We start from the raw sequence: 19,239 nt of genomic DNA on the forward strand, positions 1-19,239 counted from the left end.
ATCTCCCCGGCCTTGGTTGCCCGCGCTCACCTGACGGGATTGGATAGAAGGATGATCACGGGCAGGCCGGACGCGCGACCGCGGGTGGCGGTGTCGAGCTGCCTGCTGGGCGAGCTGGTCAGATACAACGGCGGCCACAGCCGCGACCGCTTCCTCACCGACGCCCTCGACCCGTACGTCGACTGGATCCGCATCTGCCCCGAGATGGAGGCGGGCCTCGGCACGCCCCGCGAGACCCTCCGACTGGAGGCCGCCGACGACGGCCCCCGGCTGAGGACCCGCGCCACCCACGTCGACCTGACCGACCGGATGCGCGCGCTCGCCGCCGAGCGGGCCGCCGCGCTCGACGTCGACGGGTACGTCTTCAAGGCCAAGAGCCCCACCTGCGGCATCCACGGCGTGCCCGTCTACCGCGCCGACGGGACGCCCGCCGACCGGCGCAACAGGGGCCTGTTCGCCGAGACGGTCATCGCGGCCCATCCGCTGCTGCCGGTCGAGGACGAAGGCCGCCTGCACGACGCGCTGCTGCGCGAGAGCTTCGTGGAGCGCGTGTTCGCGCACGCCCGGCTGCGGGCGCTGCTCGCCGGCGACTGGCGGCCCCGCGACCTGGTCGCCTTCCACGCCCGGCACAAGATGCAGCTCCTCGCCCACGACCCGCTCCGCTACCGGCAGGCCGGGCGGGTGGTCGCCGAGGCGGGCGTCCGGCCCCATGAGGAGGTGGCCGCCGCCTACGCCGCGCTCTTCCGCGAGGCGCTGGCGAGCAAGGCCACGCTGGGCAGGAACGTCAACGTGCTGCAGCACGCCATGGGCATGCTCGCCCTCGACCCGACCCGGCGCGCCGACCTGGCCGAGGTGATCGAGTCCTACCGGGCCGGCGTGGTGCCGCTGAGCGTCCCGACGACGCTGCTGCGCCACCACGCGCGGGGCGAGGCGGCCGATTACGTCCGCGACCAGACCTACTTCTCGCCCTACCCGGACGACCTGCGGCTCCGCAACCACGTGCCGGCTCTCGGATAGCTAGCCTCGGGGGATGGAGCACGTGAGCGCCCGTCCCGCCGCCCGCGTCGTCTGCCTCGACCGCGACGGCCGGGTGTTGCTGCTGCACTGGTACGACCGCGTCGCCCGGGCCGACCTGTGGGAACCGCCCGGGGGCGGCATCGACCCGGGGGAGACGGCGCTCGACGCCGCCCGCCGCGAGCTCACCGAGGAGACCGGGCTGCCCGGCTCGGCGGTGCTCGACCGGCACGTCGTGGTGGCCCGCGACTACGCCTGGCTGGGCGTCCGCTACGTCAAGGACGAGTCGTTCTACCTCGCCAGGTTCGCCGGGGCCCGGCCGGTCGTCAGGCCGGACGGGCTGACGGAGGAGGAGCGGGAGGCGTACCTCGGGTACGTGTGGGCCGAGGAGCTGCCCGCGGCGGGGCTGGAGCCGCCGGGCCTGGCAGAGGTCGTCCGCCGGCTCACGGACCAGTAGGCCGCCGGAGCTTCGCGCCGCCCAGCTCGGTCAGCGTCGTCGCCATCAGCCCGCGCAGCAGCGTGCCGGACAGCTGGTCGTGCACCTGCTCCACCGGCAGGCCCTTGCCCACCCGCTGCCGGTAGTCCTCGCGGGCGGCGGCGTCGGGGAAGGGCAGCGCGGTCATGCCGACGACGACGCTCACCCGGGTGCCGCCGCGCGGCAGCAGGGCGACCGCGTGGGTGCGCAGGCAGGTCTCGTCGGGGGCGCCGTACCAGCCGCACTTGACGGCCGCCTCGGCCGAGCCGAGCGCCTCCCGGACCCCGAACGTCTGCTCGCCCTCCACCTGCCGCATCCACTCCAGCACGTCGGCGGCCACCGGGTCGCCGGCCGCCGCGGACTGGGCGAGCACCGCGTACGCGGTCGCGACCTCCTCGGCGGCGACCTCGACCGAGCCGAAGCGCGAGGGGTCGCCGTTGGGCGGGGTCCAGGACACGCCCGTGCGCTCGCGGAGGTCGTCGAGGATGACGCCGGGCCCGACGCCGAGCCACAGGTTGAGCGTGTCGGCGTTGGAGGAGACCACGACCGCGGGCTCGGCGTGCCGGCGCCAGCGCTCCCGGTCGGGGATGCGGTCCGCGGCCACCCACGCGTAGAGGGGTTTCAGCAGCGACGCGCAGCGCAGCCGGGTCAAGCCGGCGCACGCGGACACCGTGCGGGGCGGCGGCCCGCCGTAGCCGCGCCGGATCCCGGCGGCCTGGGCCGCGGCGCTTTGGTCAAGGTCGTCGAGCAGGTCGTTGAACGCCACGCACCCCACCGTAGACCCTACGGGCGCTCTCCCCAGCGGCCTTCGTACCACTCCGCGCCCGGCGGCTCGCCGGGCAGCGGGGTGCGGCCGGGGGCGCGCAGGCCGTCGAGCGCGATGGCGAGCAGCCGCCGCTTGACGTGCTCCTGCGCGGGGTCGGGCGGGCCGGGCGCGGGGCGGCTGAACTGCTCGATGAGCAGGGAGAGGTCGAGGGCGGTCACGTCCCGCCTGAGCACGCCGGCCGCGTGCGCCCGCCCGACGAGCCGCCCGGCCAGCTCGGTGGCCCGGCGCGAGACGCGCCACATCTCGGGGGTGACCTCGATGGTGCCCGCGACGGGGGCGAGCGCGCCGGAGCGCAGGCCCACGCATTGCCGTACGTACCCCTCCAGGCCGGACCACGGGTCGTCGTCGGCGAGGGCCGTCTCGGCGGCCTCGGCGACGCGCTCCATGGCGATGAGGCACAGCCGCTGGAGCAGCTCCTCCTTGGTGCGGTAGCGGCGGTAGAGGCTGCCCATGCCCACGCCCGCCTGCCGCGCGATGGCCGAGACCGGCGCGTCGAACCCCTGCGTCGTGAACACCTCGTGCGCCGCCCGCAGCAGCCGCAGATCGTTGCGCGCCGCCTCGGCCTGCCTGCCGCGTCCGGACATGGTGACCACGATAGTCGCGGAGCGGTACGCTCCGATAAAGATTGCGGAGCGAATCGCTCCGATAACCGGAAGGGCTGGACATGCGCGCGGTGGTCCTGAGGCGGTACGGCGGACCGGAGGAACTGGTCGCCGAGGAGGTGCCGGACCCGGTCGCCGGGCCGGGGCAGGTGCTGGTGCGGGTCGCGGTGGCGGGCGTGACGTTCGTGGAGACGCAGGTGCGCGCCGACCGGGGCCCGCGGCGGGCCGAGCTGCCCGCCGTCCTCGGCAACGGGGTGGCGGGCACCGTGCTGGCGGTGGGGGAGGACGTGGACCCGGCGCTGACCGGCACGCTCGTCGTCACCACGCTCGGCGGCCAGGGCGGCTACGCGGAGCTGGCGGTGGCCGGCGCCGCGGACGTCATCCCCGTTCCTGAGGGGCTGTCGCCCGAGCACGCCGTCGCGCTGCTGGCCGACGGGCGCACCGCGCTCGGCCTGGCACGCGCCGCCGCCCCTGAGCCGGGGGAGTGGGTGCTGGTGGAGGCGGCGGGCGGCGGCGTGGGCAGCCTGCTCGTGCAGCTCGCGAGCGCCGCCGGGGCGCGCGTGGTCGCGGCGGCCGGCTCCGCCGCCAAGCGCGAGCTGGCCGCCGGTTTGGGGGCCGAGCTGACCGTCGACTACACGCGGCCGGGCTGGGCCGGCGAGGTGCGCGCCGCGACGGGCGGGCTCGACCTCGTCTTCGACGGCGTCGGCGGCGACATCGGCGCGGCGGCGCAGGGGCTGCTGAAGGACGGCGGGAGGATCAGCGTGTACGGCATGGCGGGCGGCCCCATGACCACCCCCGACCCGCGCGTCAAGGCCGTCGCCTGGCCGGACACGGACCTGCGCGAGCTGTCACGGGCGGCGCTGGCCGAGGCCGCGGCCGGCCGCCTCCGCCCGGTGATCGGCGCGGTCGTTCCCCTGGAGTCCGCCGCGTCCGCCCACGCGGCCATCGAGGCCAGGACGGTCGTCGGCAAGACCCTGCTGGTCCCCTGAAGGCCGCCTTAGAGGCGGTCTCTGGACAGGGCCTTCAAAGGACCGCGGAGGAGCCATCGGCGGGCTGCGGGCGCGGGCCGTCAGAGGGGTGACCTGGCCAGGGTCAGGGCCAGGGCGAGTGGCGGCAGCGCGACCAGCGTCAGCGCCGCCGCCACCCGCCACCCCCGGTGGACCCGCGACTCGGTCACGAACGCCGCCACGACCCCCGCCCCCGCGAACGCCGCCCCCGCCGCCGCCAAGTCCGCCCACTGCGACGTCCACGACGGCAGCGCCTCCCCGGCCAGCCGGAACACCACCAGCGCCCCGGCGGCCACCAGCGCCACCCGCCGCGCGGGCCGTACGTCCACCCGCTCCAGCACCCTTACGGCCCCGGCCAGCAGCACCAGGCTGATCACCACGAGCAGCCCGACCGACGGCGCGAGGCACCCCCAGTCCGCGCAGCCCACGCCGAGCCAGGCGACGCGGACGGTGGCCCACCACAGCACCCCGAGGACGGCGCACACCGCGGCCGCCCGCCCCATTCGCCCCGCCATGACCTCCATGTTCTCATCCAGGGCCGGTGGGGGAGCCGCTCAGCGCTTCATGGCGCCGTCCGCGATGGCGTCCGCCGCCTCGCCGATCGCCACCCCGACGATCTCCAGCCGCCGCACCAGCTCCCGCTCCTTCATCTTCTCCGGGGTCAGCTCGTCGCCCGAGAAGATGCGCGAGATCTCGTACTGGTACATCCGCCGGATCGCCCCGCCCGCCTTCTTCGCCTCCAGCGCGTCCACCTCGACCGCCGACGGGCTCGCGGCCAGGTCGCGTACGGCCTGCTCCAGGGCGTCGATGCCGACGATCACCTGGTCCAGCATGGGCGTGAAGCGGATCTGCTCCGGCACCCGGTACAGATGGGACTCGCGCACGAAGTCCCGCAGCGAGTCCAGCACGTCGTCGATCGAGCGCGACAGCCGGAACAGGTCCTCCCTGTCGATCGGCGTGACGAGGGCGGACTGGAGCTCGTCCACGAGGCGGGCCCGCTCCTCGTCGCCCAGGTGCTCGATGGAGCGCATCCGCTCGTGCGCCCCCGTGCGCCCGACCTCGCCGCCGATCATGGCCATGGCCAGCCAGGCCCCCTCCTTGGTGGCTTCAAGCTGGCCGAGCAGCGCTTCGGTCACCCCGGCGTCCATGCGCCCGGAGATGAGATCCCTGATCCACCGCAGCCGCTTCACAACGCTCTCAGTCCTTTCACCGCCAGGGCCAGGACCCAGCCCGCCAGCGCGCTGGCCGGCAGGGTCAGCAGCCAGGCCGTCGCGATCTTCAACGCCGCGTACCAGCGCACGCGGCCGCTGCCCTGCGCGACGCCCGCGCCGATCAGGCCGCCCGCGATGGCCTGGGTCATGCTCACCGGCATCCCGGCCGCCGCGCAGCCGATGACCGCCAGCCCCGACGCCAGCTCGGCGGCGACACCGTGCGGGGGCCTGGAGACGATGATCTCCCGGCTCAGCGTGCGGCCTGCCCTCGGCAACCCGTAGAGGACGCCGATCCCGAAGAGCACGGCCACCAGCGCCGTGTACGGGACCGGCGCGTCACGGAAGCCGATGGCGATCATGAAGAGCGCGAGCATCTTCTGGGCGTCGTTGGCGGCGTACGCGACGGTCTGCAGCAGGAAGCCCAGCCGGTGCCACCGCCCGAGCCCCCGCGAGCCCGTCACCAGCGCCAGCAGCCGGATCAGCACCCATGCCAGCAGCCCGCCGACGATCGGGGCGGCGACGCCGAAGGCGAGCACCTGCGCCACCGTCGCCCCCGACACCGGCAGCCCCCAGCCGAGGCCCGCCCCGGTGAGCCCGCCCACGACGGCGAGGGTGAGGCTGGTCGGGCGGCCCTTGACGCTGAGCGCGACGACCACGCCGAGCGCCGCGAGCACGGCCGCCGACGTCGCGATCCGCCCGCCGGGCGCGTCGAAGTGCGCCAGCCGGTCCACGAACGTCAACGCCACCTGGTAGGACAGCAGCGGCACGACCGCCACCATGAGGATCAGCCCGAGGATGCCCACCGCCGGCCGCACCGTGGGCAGCTTGAGCCCGGTGGCGAGCAGCGCGCCGCCGTCGTTGATCCCGGACACGATCGCGAACAGGGCGGCGACCACGACCAGGACGACGGCGTCCAAAGGCACGCGCTCCACCCCCGTCGGCTCAGGACGATGAGGCGGGACCCGGCCGAGTTACCCAAATCGTCCGCAATGCCGGATAACTACCCCATATTTGATCGCCCAGCGTGTCCCCGGCGACACTCCTCACGCCGGTACGCTCGACGTGACGCCCGATCCACGTCCCCACGACACTAAGCGCGAGAGTGACCGCATGACCAGCCCAGCCGAATACATCCTGACGCTCTCCTGCCCCGACCGCCCCGGCGTCGTGGCCGCCGTCTCCGGCCTGCTCGCCCGCCACGGGTGCAACATCATCGAGAGCCAGCAGTTCGGCGACCGGAAGGCGGAGCGCTTCTTCATGCGCGTGCAGTTCGCCGGAGGGCCGGCCGAGGACGACATCAGGGCGGCCTTCGCCGCGCTCGCCCCCGACTTCGCCATGGAGTTCACGGTCCGGGACGTCGCGCGCAAGCCGCGCGTGCTCATCATGGTCAGCAAGTTCGACCACTGCCTCAACGACCTGCTCTACCGGGTCAAGGCGCGGACGCTCGACATCGACGTGGTCGCCGTCGTCTCCAACCACCCCGACCTGCGCCCGCTCACCCAGTCGCACGGCATCGACTACCACCACCTGCCGGTCACTCCGGAGACCAAGCCCCGGCAGGAGGCCGAGGTGCTGGCGCTGGTCGAGCACTACCAGGTCGACCTCGTGGTGCTGGCCCGCTACATGCAGGTGCTCTCCCAGGACCTCTGCGAGAAGCTGGCCGGGCGGGCGATCAACATCCACCACTCGTTCCTGCCGTCGTTCAAGGGCGCCAAGCCCTACCACCAGGCGCACGACCGCGGCGTCAAGCTGATCGGCGCCACCGCCCACTACGTGACCTCCGACCTCGACGAAGGGCCGATCATCGAGCAGGAGGTGGCCAGGGTCAACCACAGCCACTCGCCCGAGGACCTCGCGGCCATCGGGCGCGACGTCGAGTGCGTGACGCTGGCGCGGGCCGTCAAGTGGCACGCCGAGCAGCGGGTGCTGCTCGACGGCCACAAGACGGTGGTCTTCCCGCGCTGAGCCCGCGGGGGATCAGGGCCGGTAGGTCCCGAACCACCAGGTGTTGCCCTCGGGGTCGGCGCAGCCGTACTCCCTGGACCCGTACGGCTGGTCCACCAGCGCCATGGTGACCCGGGCCCCCGCCGCCACCGCGCGGTCGTGGTGGGCGTCCACGTCGTCCACCGCGACGTAGATCCCCGGCCCGCCCGGCCGGCCCTGGCCGAGCATGATGATGTCGTCGCCTGCCAGCACTTCGACGTGGTAGACCACGCCCTCGTCGTTCTTGGACACCTCGTGCGCCCGGAAGCCGAACGCCTCCGTCAGGAAGTCGAGCGCCGCCCCGCAGTCCTGGTAGCGGGCGAGCGCGTACACGGTTCGCATGCGCTCAGGATGCCGCGCGGCCGCCCCGGGGTCTTGGAGAAATCTGACCGGGCGTGACGCCGCCGAGCGCCCGGAACTCCCTGTTCAGGTGCGCCTGGTCGGAGAAGCCGCACTCGGCGGCCACCAGCGCGGGAGCCGCGCCCGAGCGCAGCAGCCGCGCCGCCCTCCCGAACCTGATCACCCGGGCCGCCCTCTTCGGCGGCAGCCCCACCTGGTCCTGGAACCGCGCCACCAGATGCCGGTGGCTCCAGCCGAGCGCGGCGGCGAGCTCGGGCGCGCGGACCCGCCCACCCGACTCCAGCAGCCGCGCCCACGCCCACGGCACCTCCGGCCCCACCTCGGGCCCCTGCCGGAGGCGGGCCAGCAGCAGCCGGTCGGCCAGCGCCAGCCGCTCCCGCCAGGACGGCGTGGCGGCCAGCCGCTCCACGACCGTCTCCGCCCACGACCCCAGCAGCTCACCGGCCGGCAGGACGCGGTTGGTCAGGTGACGCATCGGCAGCCCGTGCAGCCGCCGGGCGCCGAACGGCGTGAGGAAAACCTGTACGCCCTCCGTCGGCCCCGCCGTGCGGGTGACGGTGAACCGGTCGCCGAGACCGCCCGCGAACGCCGTGAGCCGCTGCCCGTCCACCTCCATCGGCGTGCCGAAGGCGAGGATGAGCACGGCCCCGGGCATCGCCGGCTCCGCCCGCGTCACCGGCGCTCCGTGGCGCTCGCGGTAGGCGGTCAGGCGGGTGACATAGGGACGCAGGGCAGCGCTGGGGACGGCCTCGACCATGGCCAGCCCCAGCGCGCTCACCTCTCCGACTCTAGAGCCCGGTGTGGGCGGCGAGGAAGCTCAGCGTGTCGGCCGACAGGTCGACCGAGCGGCTGACCGAGCGGGCGCCGTGGCCCACCTCGGTCTCATTGCGCAGCAGCACCGGCCGGTCGGAGGTCGTCGCGTGCTGCAGCGCCGCGCACATCTTCCAGGCGTGCAGCGGGTGCACCCGGGTGTCGGACTGGAAGACGGTGAACAGCGTCGCCGGGTATTCCACGCCCTCCTTGACGTGGTGGTACGGCGAGTAGCCCCAGAGCCAGCCGAACTGCTCGGGGTCGTCGGCGGAGCCGTACTCGACGTTCCAGGTCGCGCCCAGGCCGAACAGCTCGTACCTGACCATGTCGAGCAGCGGGGCCGAGCACACCACGGCGGCGTACAGGTCGGGCCGCTGGGTGAGCGCCGCGCCCACGAGCAGGCCGCCGTTGGAGCCGCCGGAGATGCCGAGCTGCCCGGCCGTGGTCACCCCGGTGGCGATCAGGTGCTCGGCCGCGGCGTGGAAGTCGTCGAAGACGTTCTGCTTGTTGCCCAGCATGCCGTCGCGGTGCCACTGCTCGCCCTCCTCGCCGCCGCCGCGCAGGTTGGCGATGGCGTAGACGCCGCCGGCCTCCACCCACGCGAGGATCGAGGCGGAGTAGCCGGGGGTCATGGAGATGCCGAAGCCGCCGTAGCCGTAGAGGATCGTCGGGCGGGGGCCGCTCGCCTCGCCGGGCGGCGAGATGACCAGCATCCGGACGTCGGTGCCGTCCGCGGAGCGGTAGACGACCTGCTCGGTGCGGACGTCCGGCACCTCCACGGCGCCCGGCGAGGCCGCCCACAGCGTGGTCTCGCCGGTGCGGGCGTCGTAGCGCTGGATGGTGGGCGGGGTGGTGTTGTCGGTGTAGCCGAACCAGGCCTCGTGGCCGCCCTCGGGGCGCTCGGCGATGCCGCCGATCGAGCCGAGGCCGGGCGTGGGCACCTCGCCGAGGCGCTCGCCGGTCTCCAGGTCGTGCAGGGTGAGCTCGCTGATCGCGTGGCGGGTCCAGCCCACCAGCAGCACCGGGCGCTCCAGGTCGTCGAGGATGGCGAAGTCGTTGAGCACCGCCTCGGGGTCCTCGGGGATCAGCTCGCGCCAGGTGTCGTAGCCGGGCTCGGCCGGGTCGGTGACGCACACCCGGCCGCGGGAGGCGTCGCGGTCGGTGTGGACGTACAGCCGGCCGTCGCGGCCGAAGACCAGCCCCGCCTGCGCGTCCACGCCCTCCTGGACGACCCTGAGGTCGGGCCGGTCGACCGGGGACGCCGTCAGGTCGGCCACCCAGAGGTCGTTGCGCGGCGCGGTGCCCTCGTGCGCCGAGACCTGCAGCCAGCGGCCGTCGCGGGAGACCCCGACGCCGTAGTAGTTGGTCATCTTCAGCCCCTGGCCGAAGATCATGACGTCGTCCTCCGTGGAGGTGCCGACGCGGTGCAGGTAGACGCGGCGGTGGAACTGGCTCTCGTTCTCCGGCACCTCGGTGCTCGGCAGCCGGCGCACGTAGTAGAACGCCTCGCCGCCGGGCAGCCAGGCCACGGGGGAGTAGCGGCAGCGGTCGATCGGCCCCTCGACCCGGGCGCCCGTCGCCACGTCCATGATGTAGAGGACGGACTCCTCGTTGCCGCCCACCGAGATCTGGTAGGCCAGCAGGCGCCCCTCCTTGTCGGGCTGGACGGCGTCGAGCGTGGTCAGCCCGGACGGGTCGATGGCCATCGGGTCGATGAGCGCCCGCTCGGTGCCGTCGGCCTCGACGACGTAGTAGACCGCGTGCTCCTGGTCGGGCGTGCGCCGGCTGAAGAAGTAGCGCTCGCCTCGCCAGGCGGGCACGCCGACAGAACCGGACCGCAGCAGCTCGGCGATGCGGCTCTTGAACCGTTGCGGCCCCCTGCTCCGGCTGAACAGCTCGCTCTGCGCGAGCAGCCACCCCTTCGTCTCTGGACTGTCGGGATCCTCCAGCCATCGATAAGGGTCCGGTACGGGCGTTCCGTGCAGTTCGTCGATGATGTCTTCGCGACGCGCGGTCGGGTACGGCTCTCGGGTCATGCAGGGAACCCTACTGCCACGGAGCAGGCGTAAAACGCAGGTGAAGCGGGCATAAAACGTACCGTGCGTCCCTTTGGTCAGTCCGGTGAGTGGTTATGGGGTGGCGGGGACAGCGCTGCTAACGCCAGACTTGCTGACAGGACGGTGCCGTGGTGACCATCCGCTGGGCCGTCCGGCGGAGGTCCACGTGACGGAAGCACGAGTGCCCCAGGAGGGGCCGATAGCCGGGACATGCCACGGCATGTCCCCTCTCATACGCAAGCAGCGGGGAGAGGCCCGATGACGCGCCAGGTCCTGCTGCTGAACGCCACTTACGAGCCGCTCACCACGCTCTCCCTGCACCGCGCCGTCGTGCTGGTGCTCCGGGGCAAGGCCGACGTCGTGCACCGCGACGGCAGGGGCGCCGTGCTGCGCTCCGCCAGCTGCACGCTCGACGTGCCCTCGGTGATCAGGCTCCGCAGATATGTCCGCATCCCTTACCGGTCACGCATCCCCCTGACCAGGGCGGCGCTCATGCGCCGTGACAACTACCGCTGCGCCTACTGCGGGCAGCGGGCCGAGACCATCGACCACGTCATCCCGCGCTCGCGGGGCGGCACGCACACGTGGGAGAACTGCGTGGCGTCCTGCACCACCTGCAACCACAGCAAGGCCGACAAATACCTGGAAGAGCTGGGGTGGACGCTCCGCGTCCTCCCCGCGGTGCCGCGCGGGGCACACTGGCGGCTGATCGGCGCCTCCCTCGTCGGCGACCCCCAGTGGGCGCCCTACCTGGAGGCGGCGGCCTGACCGCCTGCTTTGTCCGGGCAGGCCGGTGCCTGGCACCATGCCAGGCATGTGGACCTTCACCTCGGACCCCGAGGAGTACGCCGCGGTCGCCGAGCCCTTCCTGCTCGGCGACCCGGTGGGCAACACCGTCCCACTGACCGTGCTGGCCGACCTGCGCGCCGGCACGCCGGCGAAGGACCCGCGATTCGGCTGGTGGACGGTGGGCGGGCAGGTGCGCGGGGCGGCCTTCCGCACGCCTCCTTACCCGATCGGGCTCGCCGTGATGCCGGTCGAGGCGGTCGCGCCCCTGGTCGAGGCGCTCGGCAGGGCCATCCCCGCGCTGGTCGGCCGGGTCGAGCTGACCGACGAGGTCGTCCGCCTGATGGGCCCGCCCGCGCGGACCGTCGCCGAGCGGCTCTACCGGCTCGGCACGCTGAGCGTCCCCGAGGTGCCGGGGCGGGGCAGGCTCGCCACGCCCGCCGACTTCCCGCTGCTGGTGAGCTGGTACCACGCCTTCGGCGAGGAGGCCGGGCTCGGCGAGGGCGACCCGGCCGAACGGGTGGCCCAGCGGCTCACCCGGCGCGAGCTGTTCGTGTGGGAGGACGGCGGCGCGCCGGTCGCCCTCGCGGCGCTGTCGCAGCCGGCGGGCGGGGTCTGCCGGATCGGGCCGGTCTACACGCCGCCCTCGCGCCGCCGGCGCGGCTACGGCTCCGCGGTCACCGCCCACGTCAGCCAGGTCGGGCTCGCGGAGCGGGGCGAGGAGGTCGTGCTCTTCACCGACCTGGCCAACCCCACCAGCAACGCCATCTACCAGGCCATCGGGTACGAGCCCGTGTCCGACTACGCGCACATCACCTACGCTTAGGCCATGCCGCGTTACGACTTCCGCTGCCGCGCGTGCGGCTCCACGTTCGAGGTGTCCCGCCCCATGTCGGCTTCCGACGCGCCGGCGTCCTGCCCCGAAGGCCACGACGACACGGTGAAGCTGCTCTCCACGGTCGCCATGACCGGCGGCGCCGCCGCACCCCGCCCGAGCGGTGGCGGCGGCGGTTGCTGCGGCGGGGGCTGCTGCTCCTCCTGACCCCGAAAGGCCGGGGTTGCTGTTCCCCCTGACCCCTGATACCGGGGCGGCGGTGCGCCGGCCGCCCCGGGCGTCCTGGCGCTAGGCCGCTCCGGCCCTGACCCGCTTGCGGCGCTGGAACGGCAGGAACCGGTCGGCCAGGTGCGGCCGCGCCGGCGTGAGCGTGGGCTCGACCGCGAGGATGCGGTCGAACCGGAAGGCCCTGATCCCGCGGCGCATCCGGCACACGCCGACGAGATACCAGTATTCGCGGTGCACCAGGCAGGTCACCGGCTCGACGTCGCGGACGGTGACGTTACCCCCGGCGTCGCGGTAGTGCAGGCGGATCATGAGCCGGCTGGTGATGGCGTCGGCCATCAGCCTGGCCCGGGAGGCGATCTCCAGGGGCAGCGGCTCGGTCAGGGTGGTGAGCGTGGCGGCGATGACGTCGTCGTCGAGCTCCAGGTGCTGGAGCGCGTGCTGCAGGCCGCGCCGTGCGGTGACGGCCTGGGGTCCCGCGCCGAGGTGGGCGAGGGAGAGTGCGAGGGCGGCGATCTCGGCGGTCGTCAGCGGGCGAGTATCGTGCTTCACGACTGTCGTCATACCCAAAGAATACGGACCGCGACCGACATTTTTCGAAAACCTGTCCGGAAGGACAGGTGCCCGGACACGCGGAAGCGGCGGGTGGGAAACCCGCCGCTTCGGACGCCGGACTACTTCGACAGTTGTGACAGGTCCCGCGAGGCCCCCGTCGAGGCGGAGGTCGTCATCGCGGCGTAGGCCTGCAACGCCACGCTCACCGGCCGGTTGCGCTCGCGCGGCCGGTAGCCGCCCAGGTCGGCCAGCAGCCGCTCACGCCGCGCCGCCAGCTCCGCCTCGGGGACGCGCAGCTCCATCGACCGGCCGGGGATGTCGATCTCGATGAGGTCGCCGTCCTCGACCAGCGCGATCGTGCCGCCCTCGGCCGCCTCGGGGGAGGCGTGGCCGATGGACAGGCCCGAGGTGCCGCCGGAGAAGCGGCCGTCGGTGACCAGCGCGCACGCCTTGCCGAGGCCCTTGCCCTTGAGGAACGAGGTCGGGTAGAGCATCTCCTGCATGCCGGGGCCGCCCTTGGGGCCCTCGTAGCGGATGACGACGACGTCGCCCTCCTTGACCCGCCCGCCGAGGATGCCCTCGACGGCCTCCTCCTGCGACTCGAACACCACGGCGGGGCCGCTGAAGCGCCAGATCGACTCGTCCACGCCGGCGGTCTTCACCACCGCGCCGTCGCGCGAGATGTTGCCGTAGAGCACCGCGAGGCCGCCGTCGGCGGTGTAGGCGTGCTCCAGGTCGCGGACGCAGCCCTCGGCCCGGTCGAGGTCGAGGTCGTCCCAGCGGTTGTCCTGCGAGTACGCCTTGACCGTGCGCACGTTGCCGGGCGCGGCGTGCCAGAGCTCGACGGCCTCCGGCCGGACGGCGGGCGACTTGACGTCCCAGCCGGCCAGCAGGTCGGCCAGCGTGCCGCCGTTGACCGTGGGCACGTCGCGGTGCAGCAGCCCGGCCCGGTCGAGCTCGCCCAGGATGGCGGGGATGCCGCCGGCCCGGTGGACGTCCTCGACGTGGTATTTGCTGGTCGCCGGGGCGACCTTGCACAGGCACGGCACCCGCAGCGAGATCTCGTTGATCTCCTTGAGGCCGAAGTCGACCTCGGCCTCGCGGGCCGCGGCCAGGATGTGCAGGATCGTGTTGGTGGAGCCGCCCATGGCGACGTCGAGCGCCATGGCGTTCTCGAACGCCTCGCGGGTGGCGATCGAGCGCGGCAGCACCGACTCGTCGCCCTCCTCGTAGTAGCGGCGGGTGATCTCGACCAGGGTGCGGCCGGCGTCCTCGAAGAGCTGCTTGCGCGCCTTGTGCGTGGCCAGCGTGGTGCCGTTGCCGGGCAGCGCCAGGCCCATCGCCTCGGTCAGGCAGTTCATGGAGTTGGCGGTGAACATGCCGGAGCACGAGCCGCAGGTCGGGCAGGCGCTCTCCTCCATCGCCAGCAGCTCCTCATCGCTGACCGACTCGTCGGCGGAGGCGATCATCGGGTCGATGAGGTCGAGCTTGCGGCCGGGGGTCTTGCCTGCCTCCATCGGGCCGCCGGAGACGAAGACCGTCGGGATGTTGAGCCGGAAGGCGGCGAGCAGCATGCCCGGCGTGATCTTGTCGCAGTTGGAGACGCAGATGAGCGCGTCCGCGCAGTGCGCGTTGACCATGTACTCGACCGCGTCGGCGATCAGCTCGCGGGACGGCAGCGAGTAGAGCATGCCGCCGTGACCCATCGCGATGCCGTCGTCGACCGCGATCGTGTTGAACTCGCGGGGGATGGCGCCCGCCTCGCGCACCGCGCCGGCGACCACGTCGCCGACCTCGCGCAGGTGCACGTGACCGGGGACGAACTGCGTGAAGCTGTTGGCGATGGCCACGATCGGTTTGCCGAAATCGCTCCCGGCTACGCCGGTCGCCCGGAGCAGGGCCCGGGCACCGACCATGTTCCTGCCGTGAGTGACCGTACGTGACCTGAGGGCGGGCATCGCGCTTCTCCCATCGCTGTCGAGTCTTCACATGGTACGACCACCGCCCGGTGACTGAGACAAACCGTCCACGCTTCGGACGAGGCGACGACCCGGCGGGAGAGCGCGCGAAAGCGCCGCACGCCCGCCCGGGGAGGCGGCGTGCGGCGCTGCCGGTCGTCCGTCAGCCTTCGCCGTAGCGGGGAGGCAGCACCTTGCCGGCGATCTCGAAGATCTTCTCGATCTCGGCGTCGGTCAGCGCCCGCTCCCGCTTGGTGATCCACTTGCGGGCCCGGTCGCCCTGGTAGACGTCCACGCCCCGGATCGTCATGATCTTCCACGGCACGGGCGGCCCGTAGATCGCGAGCGAGGGCACGACGGGCACCTCGCGCCCGAACGACGCGCTGATCAGCTCGCTCGCCCTCGACGCCTCGAACTTGGCGTGGGTCAGCCGCTCCTTCTGGTCGAACGGCCCGTGGAAGAGCTTCTTGGCCATCTGCACGCGGACCGGGAGGCGCTTGTCCCACTTCTCGGAGTCGACGGCGTAGACGCCGGTCGGGCCGACCACGAGGTGGTCGATCTGCTGCTCCGTGTCGGGGATCGCGCGGGCGTGCAACGTGCGGTAGCCCAGGCGTTCCAGCTTGCGCAGTTGTGCCTCGGTGCGCCGCTCGGCCACGGAGGCGCGCCGCCAGGCGGGTACGGACGAATTGGAGCGTGCCCGGTAGGCCGCCTCCAGGATCGCCGCGACCACGCCCGCGGTCACGCCGATCCGCCAATCCTGCGCCAGGAAGCCCACCACGATCGCCGCGGCGACGCCCACCAGCAGGCGCGTGCGCCACCGGCGGAAACGCGGTTGTGCCAGCAGCTCGCGCACGGACGCGCGTGGCACGGGCGCGTACGTGGAGGTGGGCGCCGATGGCGTCGAGGCGGCGGTCCGCTCGCTCTCCGGCCGGTCGCTCACCCAGATCGGTGACGCGTTGTGACCGTCTTCTCGCTGGTTGTCGGTGTCCACGTGACTCACCGTAGCCCGGAAATCTTGCCGAATCCTAGTGTTGCCCTGTCCATAGTTTTATGGCCCAGCTCATCGTGTTCCACGCCCGTTTTCGGGGTATTAACTACGTTCTTCTCTAGAGAAGTGCCCCCTCACCCATGATCATAACTCCCGCCCCCGCCGGGGTCTGGCCGGACTCGCACACGAGGTTTACGTTCGTGGTGTGAACAGCGCGGCAGAGATCCTGCTCTATCTCTTCGGGGTGTCCTCAGGGCTGTTCGTGCTGATCAGCCTGCTGGTCATGCTGCCGGGACGCGGCGCGCAGCGGCGCGCGGAGGCGGGGCCGGTCTGGCTCGGCGGGCCGTTCCGCAGCGAGCGCGGCGTGAGCACGTCGGGGCTCGTCCTCGCCGACCGGGTGGCGCACTGGGCGGAGGTCCCCGAGAACGACTGGGTGTCAGCGGCCGAGACGGCGGAGCCGAGCCGGCACGTCGGCGGCGCCTCGGCCGGATGGTGAGGTGACGATGGGAGCACCGAGATGCGCGGACTGACCAGCGCCCAGGCCGACGACCTCCGCCAGGCCCTGCACACCGCCGAACGGCGGAGCGGGCTGCGCTTCGGGCTCTTCCTCGGCGCGCCCGCCGCCGGCGGCCGGCGGCACTTCGCCGAACGCCTGCACGCCGCGCTCGGCACGGAGTCCGCCGACGCCGTGGTGGTGCTGGTGGACCTGCACGGGCGCGGCATCGAGATCGTCACCGGCGAGCGCGCCCGCGCCCGCCTCGGCGACGCCGCCTGCCGGCTGACCGCGATGTCCATGGCCACGGCCTTCAGCGCCGGCGACCTGATCGGCGGCCTGCTGCACGGCATCAACGCCCTCGGCGAGCAGGCGACCGCCCGCCGCTGACGCGGGCGCGCGCGGAGGTCAGGCGGCCTCGTGCCGTTCGAGCAGCCGCACGACGTGCTCGCTGACGCCGTGCAGGAGCGTGGAGGGCTCGATGGCGGCGTCGGCGATGGCGGCGAACAGCGCGGGCAGCCCCGGCAGCGGGAACCCGTCGTCCTTGGAGGCGGCGGCGCCGATGGGGTTCTTGTCCAGCGCCAGGCGGCTGCGCTCCCAGGCGTCGAGCACCTCCTCCGGCGACGGCACCCCGAACCCGTGCCCCACGGGCGCGGCGTGCCGCAGCCGCACCAGCGGGGTCTCGGCGAAGGCCAGCGCCGTGCGGGCGCGCAGTTGCAGGTCGGCCCGGGGCTCGGGATCGATCCAGTCCATCGACGTGCAGGGGTTGCGGCAGGTGGCCACGCACACCGCCAGGGCGCCCGCGACCTGGCTGTGCTGCCGGTCGAAGTAGGCCCGCCAGCCCTCCGCCGGCTCCACCGACACCCGCAGAGTGCGGTTGGTGGCCGACTGCTCGGACTTGGTGTGGTCGCACTCCCGGTCGCCGATCACCCCGAACCTGCTCCCCGGCGCGCTCAGCCCGGCCGGCCAGCGGGCCGGATCGCCGGCGTGGCCGAGATGCGGCTCGAACGCCAGCAGCGGCAGGTATTCGCTGGCGATGTGCACGGCGGCGATCATCGGGCTCAGCTCCCGCCGGTGCCACCGCACCGCGATGGCCTCCAGCAGCAGCCCGTACGCCGGCCGCAGCGACTCCAGCGCCCCCCGAGGCTGCTCGCGCGGCGTCTGCGGCATGTGGCAGGCCCGGGCCCGGCGCCTCAGCTCGGCGGGCACCACCCTGGCCTCGGCCGCGAAGTCCTCCGCGTCGAGGGAGAGCAGCCGCTGCCCGAACTCGCACACCTCCGCGATCTCCGCCGCCGGCGCGAGCGCGCCGAGGTCGGCGAAGGCGTAGCGGCGGGCCAGGGCGATGAGCAGGTCACGAGTCGTCTCCACGGGACGACCTTCTCACGATCGCCGAGTGTTCGCGTACACCGGCAAAGCGCGCGGGCAGCCGATTCCGGGCACCCTGCTACGGGCACACGCTTACGGGCACGGCTCGCGGACGCACTGGATGTCGCCCGGTGGGTCGCTCGGCGGCTCCGTCGCCGGCTCCTCCGGGCCGGAGGACTGCGTGGGCTCGGAGGTGGGCTCCTTCGTCGGCTCCTTGCTCGGCTCGGGCGTGGTCGGGGCCGCCGTGGGCGTCTGCGTGGCCGACGCGGTCGGCGTGACCGTCACCGACGGGGTGGGCAGCGGGTCGACGCCCTTCGTCGGCACGGCGGTCGGACTCTGCCGGACCGGAGGCACACTCTGCTGCCGGGAGGGGGCCGGGGTCTTGGGGCCGGTGGTGGCCGTGGTGTCGGTCACGCTGGTCGGCGTCACCGTGGCCTCGCTCGACGAGCGGTCCGGGCGCAGCCACACCGCTCCCGCGACGCCGGCCGACACCAGCACCGCGGCGGCGACGGTGAGCGCCACCCGCGCCGTCCGCCGCACACGCCGCTCGGGACGGGCGGGCAGGGTGCCTGCGGAGGCCCCGCCCGCGATGCCGCCTGCTGGTCCGCCTGCCGTGCCGCCTGCCGTCCCGGCCGTCGCGCCGGGATCGGTCCCGTGAACGCCGCCGCCCGGGAAAGCTCCCAGCCCTCCGGCCGCGACCGCACCCGCGACGCCGGTGCCCGGCGCCGCCGTGGGCCCCGTGTCGCCGGCCCCGTACGGCACGACGTCGGGGGCGGCCAGGGCCTGCCGGGCGGCCGCGGCCATGGCGGCGGCCGACTCCCAGCGCTGCTCGGGCGTCTTCTGCAGCGCCCGCGTCACCACGGCCCGCGGCCCTGCGGGCACCTCGCCGGGCAGCTCCGGCACCGGCGAGTTGAGGTGCTTGAAGATGATCTGCACGGGCGTTTCGCCCTGGAACGGCGGCCGCCCGGTCAGGCACTCGTACGCCACCACGCCGAGCGCGTAGACGTCGACCGCCGGCGTGACCTCGCTGGAGGTCGCCATCTCCGGCGCGCAGTAGCCCGCCGAGCACAACATCTGCCCGGTCGCCGTCAGGTGCCCGGCCGAGACCGAGTGCGCGATGCCGAAGTCGGTGAGCGCCACCCCGCCGCCCTCGCGGACCATGAGGTTGGCCGGCTTGACGTCGCGGTGCACGATGCCCTGGGCGTGCGCGGCGGCCAGCGCGTCGCCGACCTCGGCGACCAGCCGCATGGCGGCGGCCGGGTCGAGCGGGCCGCGGCGCAGCACCCGGTCGAGCGACTCGCCCCGCACGTGCTCCATGACGAGGAAGGTGACCTGGCGGCCGGAGATCTCGCAGGTGCCGTAGTCGTAGACGTCGACCACGCCGGGATGGGTGAGCGTGGCCATGGCCCTGGCTTCGTTCTGGAACCGCTGGGCGAAGGTGGCGTTCTCGGTCAGCGCGGGCGTCATCACCTTCACCGCGACCGAGCGGCCGAGCACCTTGTCCTCGGCACGCCAGACCTCGCCCATGCCGCCGCCGCCGAGGCGACCGGCCAGCACGTAGCGGTCGTTGAGCGTGGTCCCGGCGCCTAGCACGTAGTCGAATCTAACACCGGCTCTGAGGTGGCAGGACCAAGTCGGAGCGGGTGTCGGACGTCCCGCCCGTCCCCGCCCTCGCAGGTAGGGAACACT

At 73.4% G+C, this 19,239-nt stretch carries 22 protein-coding genes; 9 read left to right on the forward strand and 13 right to left on the reverse strand.

All coding sequences use genetic code 11. The annotated features are described in order from the left end of the window. Window positions 1-51: 51 nt before the first annotated feature. Entirely contained in the window at window positions 52-1,017 is a 966-nt protein-coding gene (locus ABD292_RS11545) for a YbgA family protein (protein WP_344207097.1), read from the forward strand. Between the two features lie 13 nt (window positions 1,018-1,030). Next, on the forward strand, window positions 1,031-1,471 hold the full coding sequence (locus ABD292_RS11550; protein WP_344207098.1) for an NUDIX domain-containing protein: 441 nt from the start codon (window positions 1,031-1,033) through the stop codon (window positions 1,469-1,471). Here ABD292_RS11550 and ABD292_RS11555 read toward each other — a convergent pair. Continuing rightward, entirely contained in the window at window positions 1,458-2,255 is a 798-nt protein-coding gene (locus ABD292_RS11555; protein ID WP_344207099.1) for a hypothetical protein, read from the reverse strand. The genes ABD292_RS11550 and ABD292_RS11555 overlap by 14 nt on opposite strands. 17 nt (window positions 2,256-2,272) lie before the next feature. Further along, window positions 2,273-2,899: a TetR/AcrR family transcriptional regulator gene (locus tag ABD292_RS11560; protein ID WP_344207100.1), complete on the reverse strand. Its 627-nt coding sequence runs from the start codon at window positions 2,897-2,899 to the stop codon at window positions 2,273-2,275. 80 nt (window positions 2,900-2,979) lie between these two features. Between ABD292_RS11560 and ABD292_RS11565 the strand changes: the two genes are divergently transcribed. Further along, window positions 2,980-3,906: a zinc-binding dehydrogenase gene (locus ABD292_RS11565; RefSeq protein ID WP_344207101.1), complete on the forward strand. Its 927-nt coding sequence runs from the start codon at window positions 2,980-2,982 to the stop codon at window positions 3,904-3,906. Window positions 3,907-3,986: 80 nt separating this feature from the next. Here the strand turns inward: ABD292_RS11565 and ABD292_RS11570 are convergent, their stop codons facing one another. From ABD292_RS11570 to ABD292_RS11580, 3 genes are read right to left on the reverse strand one after another with little or no spacing between them, the layout of a single operon-like run. After that, entirely contained in the window at window positions 3,987-4,439 is a 453-nt protein-coding gene (locus tag ABD292_RS11570; protein ID WP_344207102.1) for a hypothetical protein, read from the reverse strand. Window positions 4,440-4,478: 39 nt separating this feature from the next. Then, complete coding sequence (locus ABD292_RS11575) at window positions 4,479-5,114, reverse strand: DUF47 domain-containing protein (protein WP_344207103.1); 636 nt, start codon at window positions 5,112-5,114, stop codon at window positions 4,479-4,481. After that, complete coding sequence (locus ABD292_RS11580) at window positions 5,111-6,058, reverse strand: inorganic phosphate transporter (protein ID WP_344207104.1); 948 nt, start codon at window positions 6,056-6,058, stop codon at window positions 5,111-5,113. The genes ABD292_RS11575 and ABD292_RS11580 overlap by 4 nt, the downstream gene beginning before the upstream one ends. Before the next feature lie 187 nt (window positions 6,059-6,245). On the opposite strand from ABD292_RS11580, the gene purU reads away from it, so the two are divergent. After that, entirely contained in the window at window positions 6,246-7,100 is an 855-nt protein-coding gene (gene purU, locus ABD292_RS11585) for a formyltetrahydrofolate deformylase (RefSeq protein ID WP_344207105.1), read from the forward strand. A 12-nt stretch (window positions 7,101-7,112) separates the two neighbouring features. Here the strand turns inward: purU and ABD292_RS11590 are convergent, their stop codons facing one another. From ABD292_RS11590 to ABD292_RS11600, 3 genes are read right to left on the reverse strand one after another with little or no spacing between them, the layout of a single operon-like run. Then, the gene (locus ABD292_RS11590; protein WP_344207106.1) at window positions 7,113-7,460 is read right to left on the reverse strand and encodes a VOC family protein; all 348 of its coding nucleotides are present in this window, start codon (window positions 7,458-7,460) and stop codon (window positions 7,113-7,115) included. A 4-nt stretch (window positions 7,461-7,464) separates the two neighbouring features. Continuing rightward, entirely contained in the window at window positions 7,465-8,256 is a 792-nt protein-coding gene (locus ABD292_RS11595) for a helix-turn-helix domain-containing protein (RefSeq protein WP_344207107.1), read from the reverse strand. Between the two features lie 10 nt (window positions 8,257-8,266). Further along, on the reverse strand, window positions 8,267-10,324 hold the full coding sequence (locus tag ABD292_RS11600; protein WP_344207108.1) for a prolyl oligopeptidase family serine peptidase: 2,058 nt from the start codon (window positions 10,322-10,324) through the stop codon (window positions 8,267-8,269). A 279-nt stretch (window positions 10,325-10,603) separates the two neighbouring features. Between ABD292_RS11600 and ABD292_RS11605 the strand changes: the two genes are divergently transcribed. Genes ABD292_RS11605 through ABD292_RS11615 form a run of 3 tightly spaced genes read left to right on the forward strand, consistent with a single transcriptional unit; the run spans window position 10,604 to window position 12,173 of the window. Then, the gene (locus tag ABD292_RS11605; RefSeq protein ID WP_329591958.1) at window positions 10,604-11,113 is read left to right on the forward strand and encodes an HNH endonuclease; all 510 of its coding nucleotides are present in this window, start codon (window positions 10,604-10,606) and stop codon (window positions 11,111-11,113) included. Window positions 11,114-11,159: 46 nt separating this feature from the next. Then, the gene (locus ABD292_RS11610) at window positions 11,160-11,957 is read left to right on the forward strand and encodes a GNAT family N-acetyltransferase (RefSeq protein WP_344207109.1); all 798 of its coding nucleotides are present in this window, start codon (window positions 11,160-11,162) and stop codon (window positions 11,955-11,957) included. A 3-nt stretch (window positions 11,958-11,960) separates the two neighbouring features. Further along, entirely contained in the window at window positions 11,961-12,173 is a 213-nt protein-coding gene (locus ABD292_RS11615; RefSeq protein ID WP_344207110.1) for an FmdB family zinc ribbon protein, read from the forward strand. A gap of 81 nt (window positions 12,174-12,254) precedes the next feature. Here the strand turns inward: ABD292_RS11615 and ABD292_RS11620 are convergent, their stop codons facing one another. The 3 genes from ABD292_RS11620 to ABD292_RS11630 all read right to left on the reverse strand — a co-directional run bounded on the left by ABD292_RS11620 (window position 12,255) and on the right by ABD292_RS11630 (window position 15,695). Beyond that, window positions 12,255-12,755: a WYL domain-containing protein gene (locus ABD292_RS11620; RefSeq protein WP_177241217.1), complete on the reverse strand. Its 501-nt coding sequence runs from the start codon at window positions 12,753-12,755 to the stop codon at window positions 12,255-12,257. A 110-nt stretch (window positions 12,756-12,865) separates the two neighbouring features. Continuing rightward, window positions 12,866-14,704, reverse strand: coding sequence for a dihydroxy-acid dehydratase (ilvD, locus tag ABD292_RS11625; protein ID WP_344207113.1), 1,839 nt, complete (start codon window positions 14,702-14,704; stop codon window positions 12,866-12,868). 163 nt (window positions 14,705-14,867) lie between these two features. Then, window positions 14,868-15,695, reverse strand: a complete 828-nt coding sequence (locus tag ABD292_RS11630; RefSeq protein ID WP_344207114.1) for a nuclease-related domain-containing protein — start codon at window positions 15,693-15,695, stop codon at window positions 14,868-14,870. Window positions 15,696-15,897: 202 nt separating this feature from the next. Between ABD292_RS11630 and ABD292_RS11635 the strand changes: the two genes are divergently transcribed. Then, on the forward strand, window positions 15,898-16,188 hold the full coding sequence (locus ABD292_RS11635; protein WP_344207115.1) for a hypothetical protein: 291 nt from the start codon (window positions 15,898-15,900) through the stop codon (window positions 16,186-16,188). A 21-nt stretch (window positions 16,189-16,209) separates the two neighbouring features. Beyond that, window positions 16,210-16,575 (forward strand): DUF5130 family protein, encoded by a 366-nt coding sequence (locus ABD292_RS11640; protein ID WP_344207116.1) that lies wholly within the window; start codon window positions 16,210-16,212, stop codon window positions 16,573-16,575. An 18-nt stretch (window positions 16,576-16,593) separates the two neighbouring features. On the opposite strand, the gene ABD292_RS11645 is transcribed toward ABD292_RS11640, so the two are convergent. Then, complete coding sequence (locus ABD292_RS11645) at window positions 16,594-17,553, reverse strand: hypothetical protein (protein ID WP_344207117.1); 960 nt, start codon at window positions 17,551-17,553, stop codon at window positions 16,594-16,596. 90 nt (window positions 17,554-17,643) lie between these two features. Beyond that, window positions 17,644-19,143 (reverse strand): serine/threonine-protein kinase, encoded by a 1,500-nt coding sequence (locus ABD292_RS11650; RefSeq protein WP_344207118.1) that lies wholly within the window; start codon window positions 19,141-19,143, stop codon window positions 17,644-17,646. Window positions 19,144-19,239 lie beyond the last annotated feature (96 nt).

This window comes from Nonomuraea bangladeshensis (assembly GCF_039529455.1).
Classification (GTDB): domain Bacteria; phylum Actinomycetota; class Actinomycetes; order Streptosporangiales; family Streptosporangiaceae; genus Nonomuraea; species Nonomuraea bangladeshensis.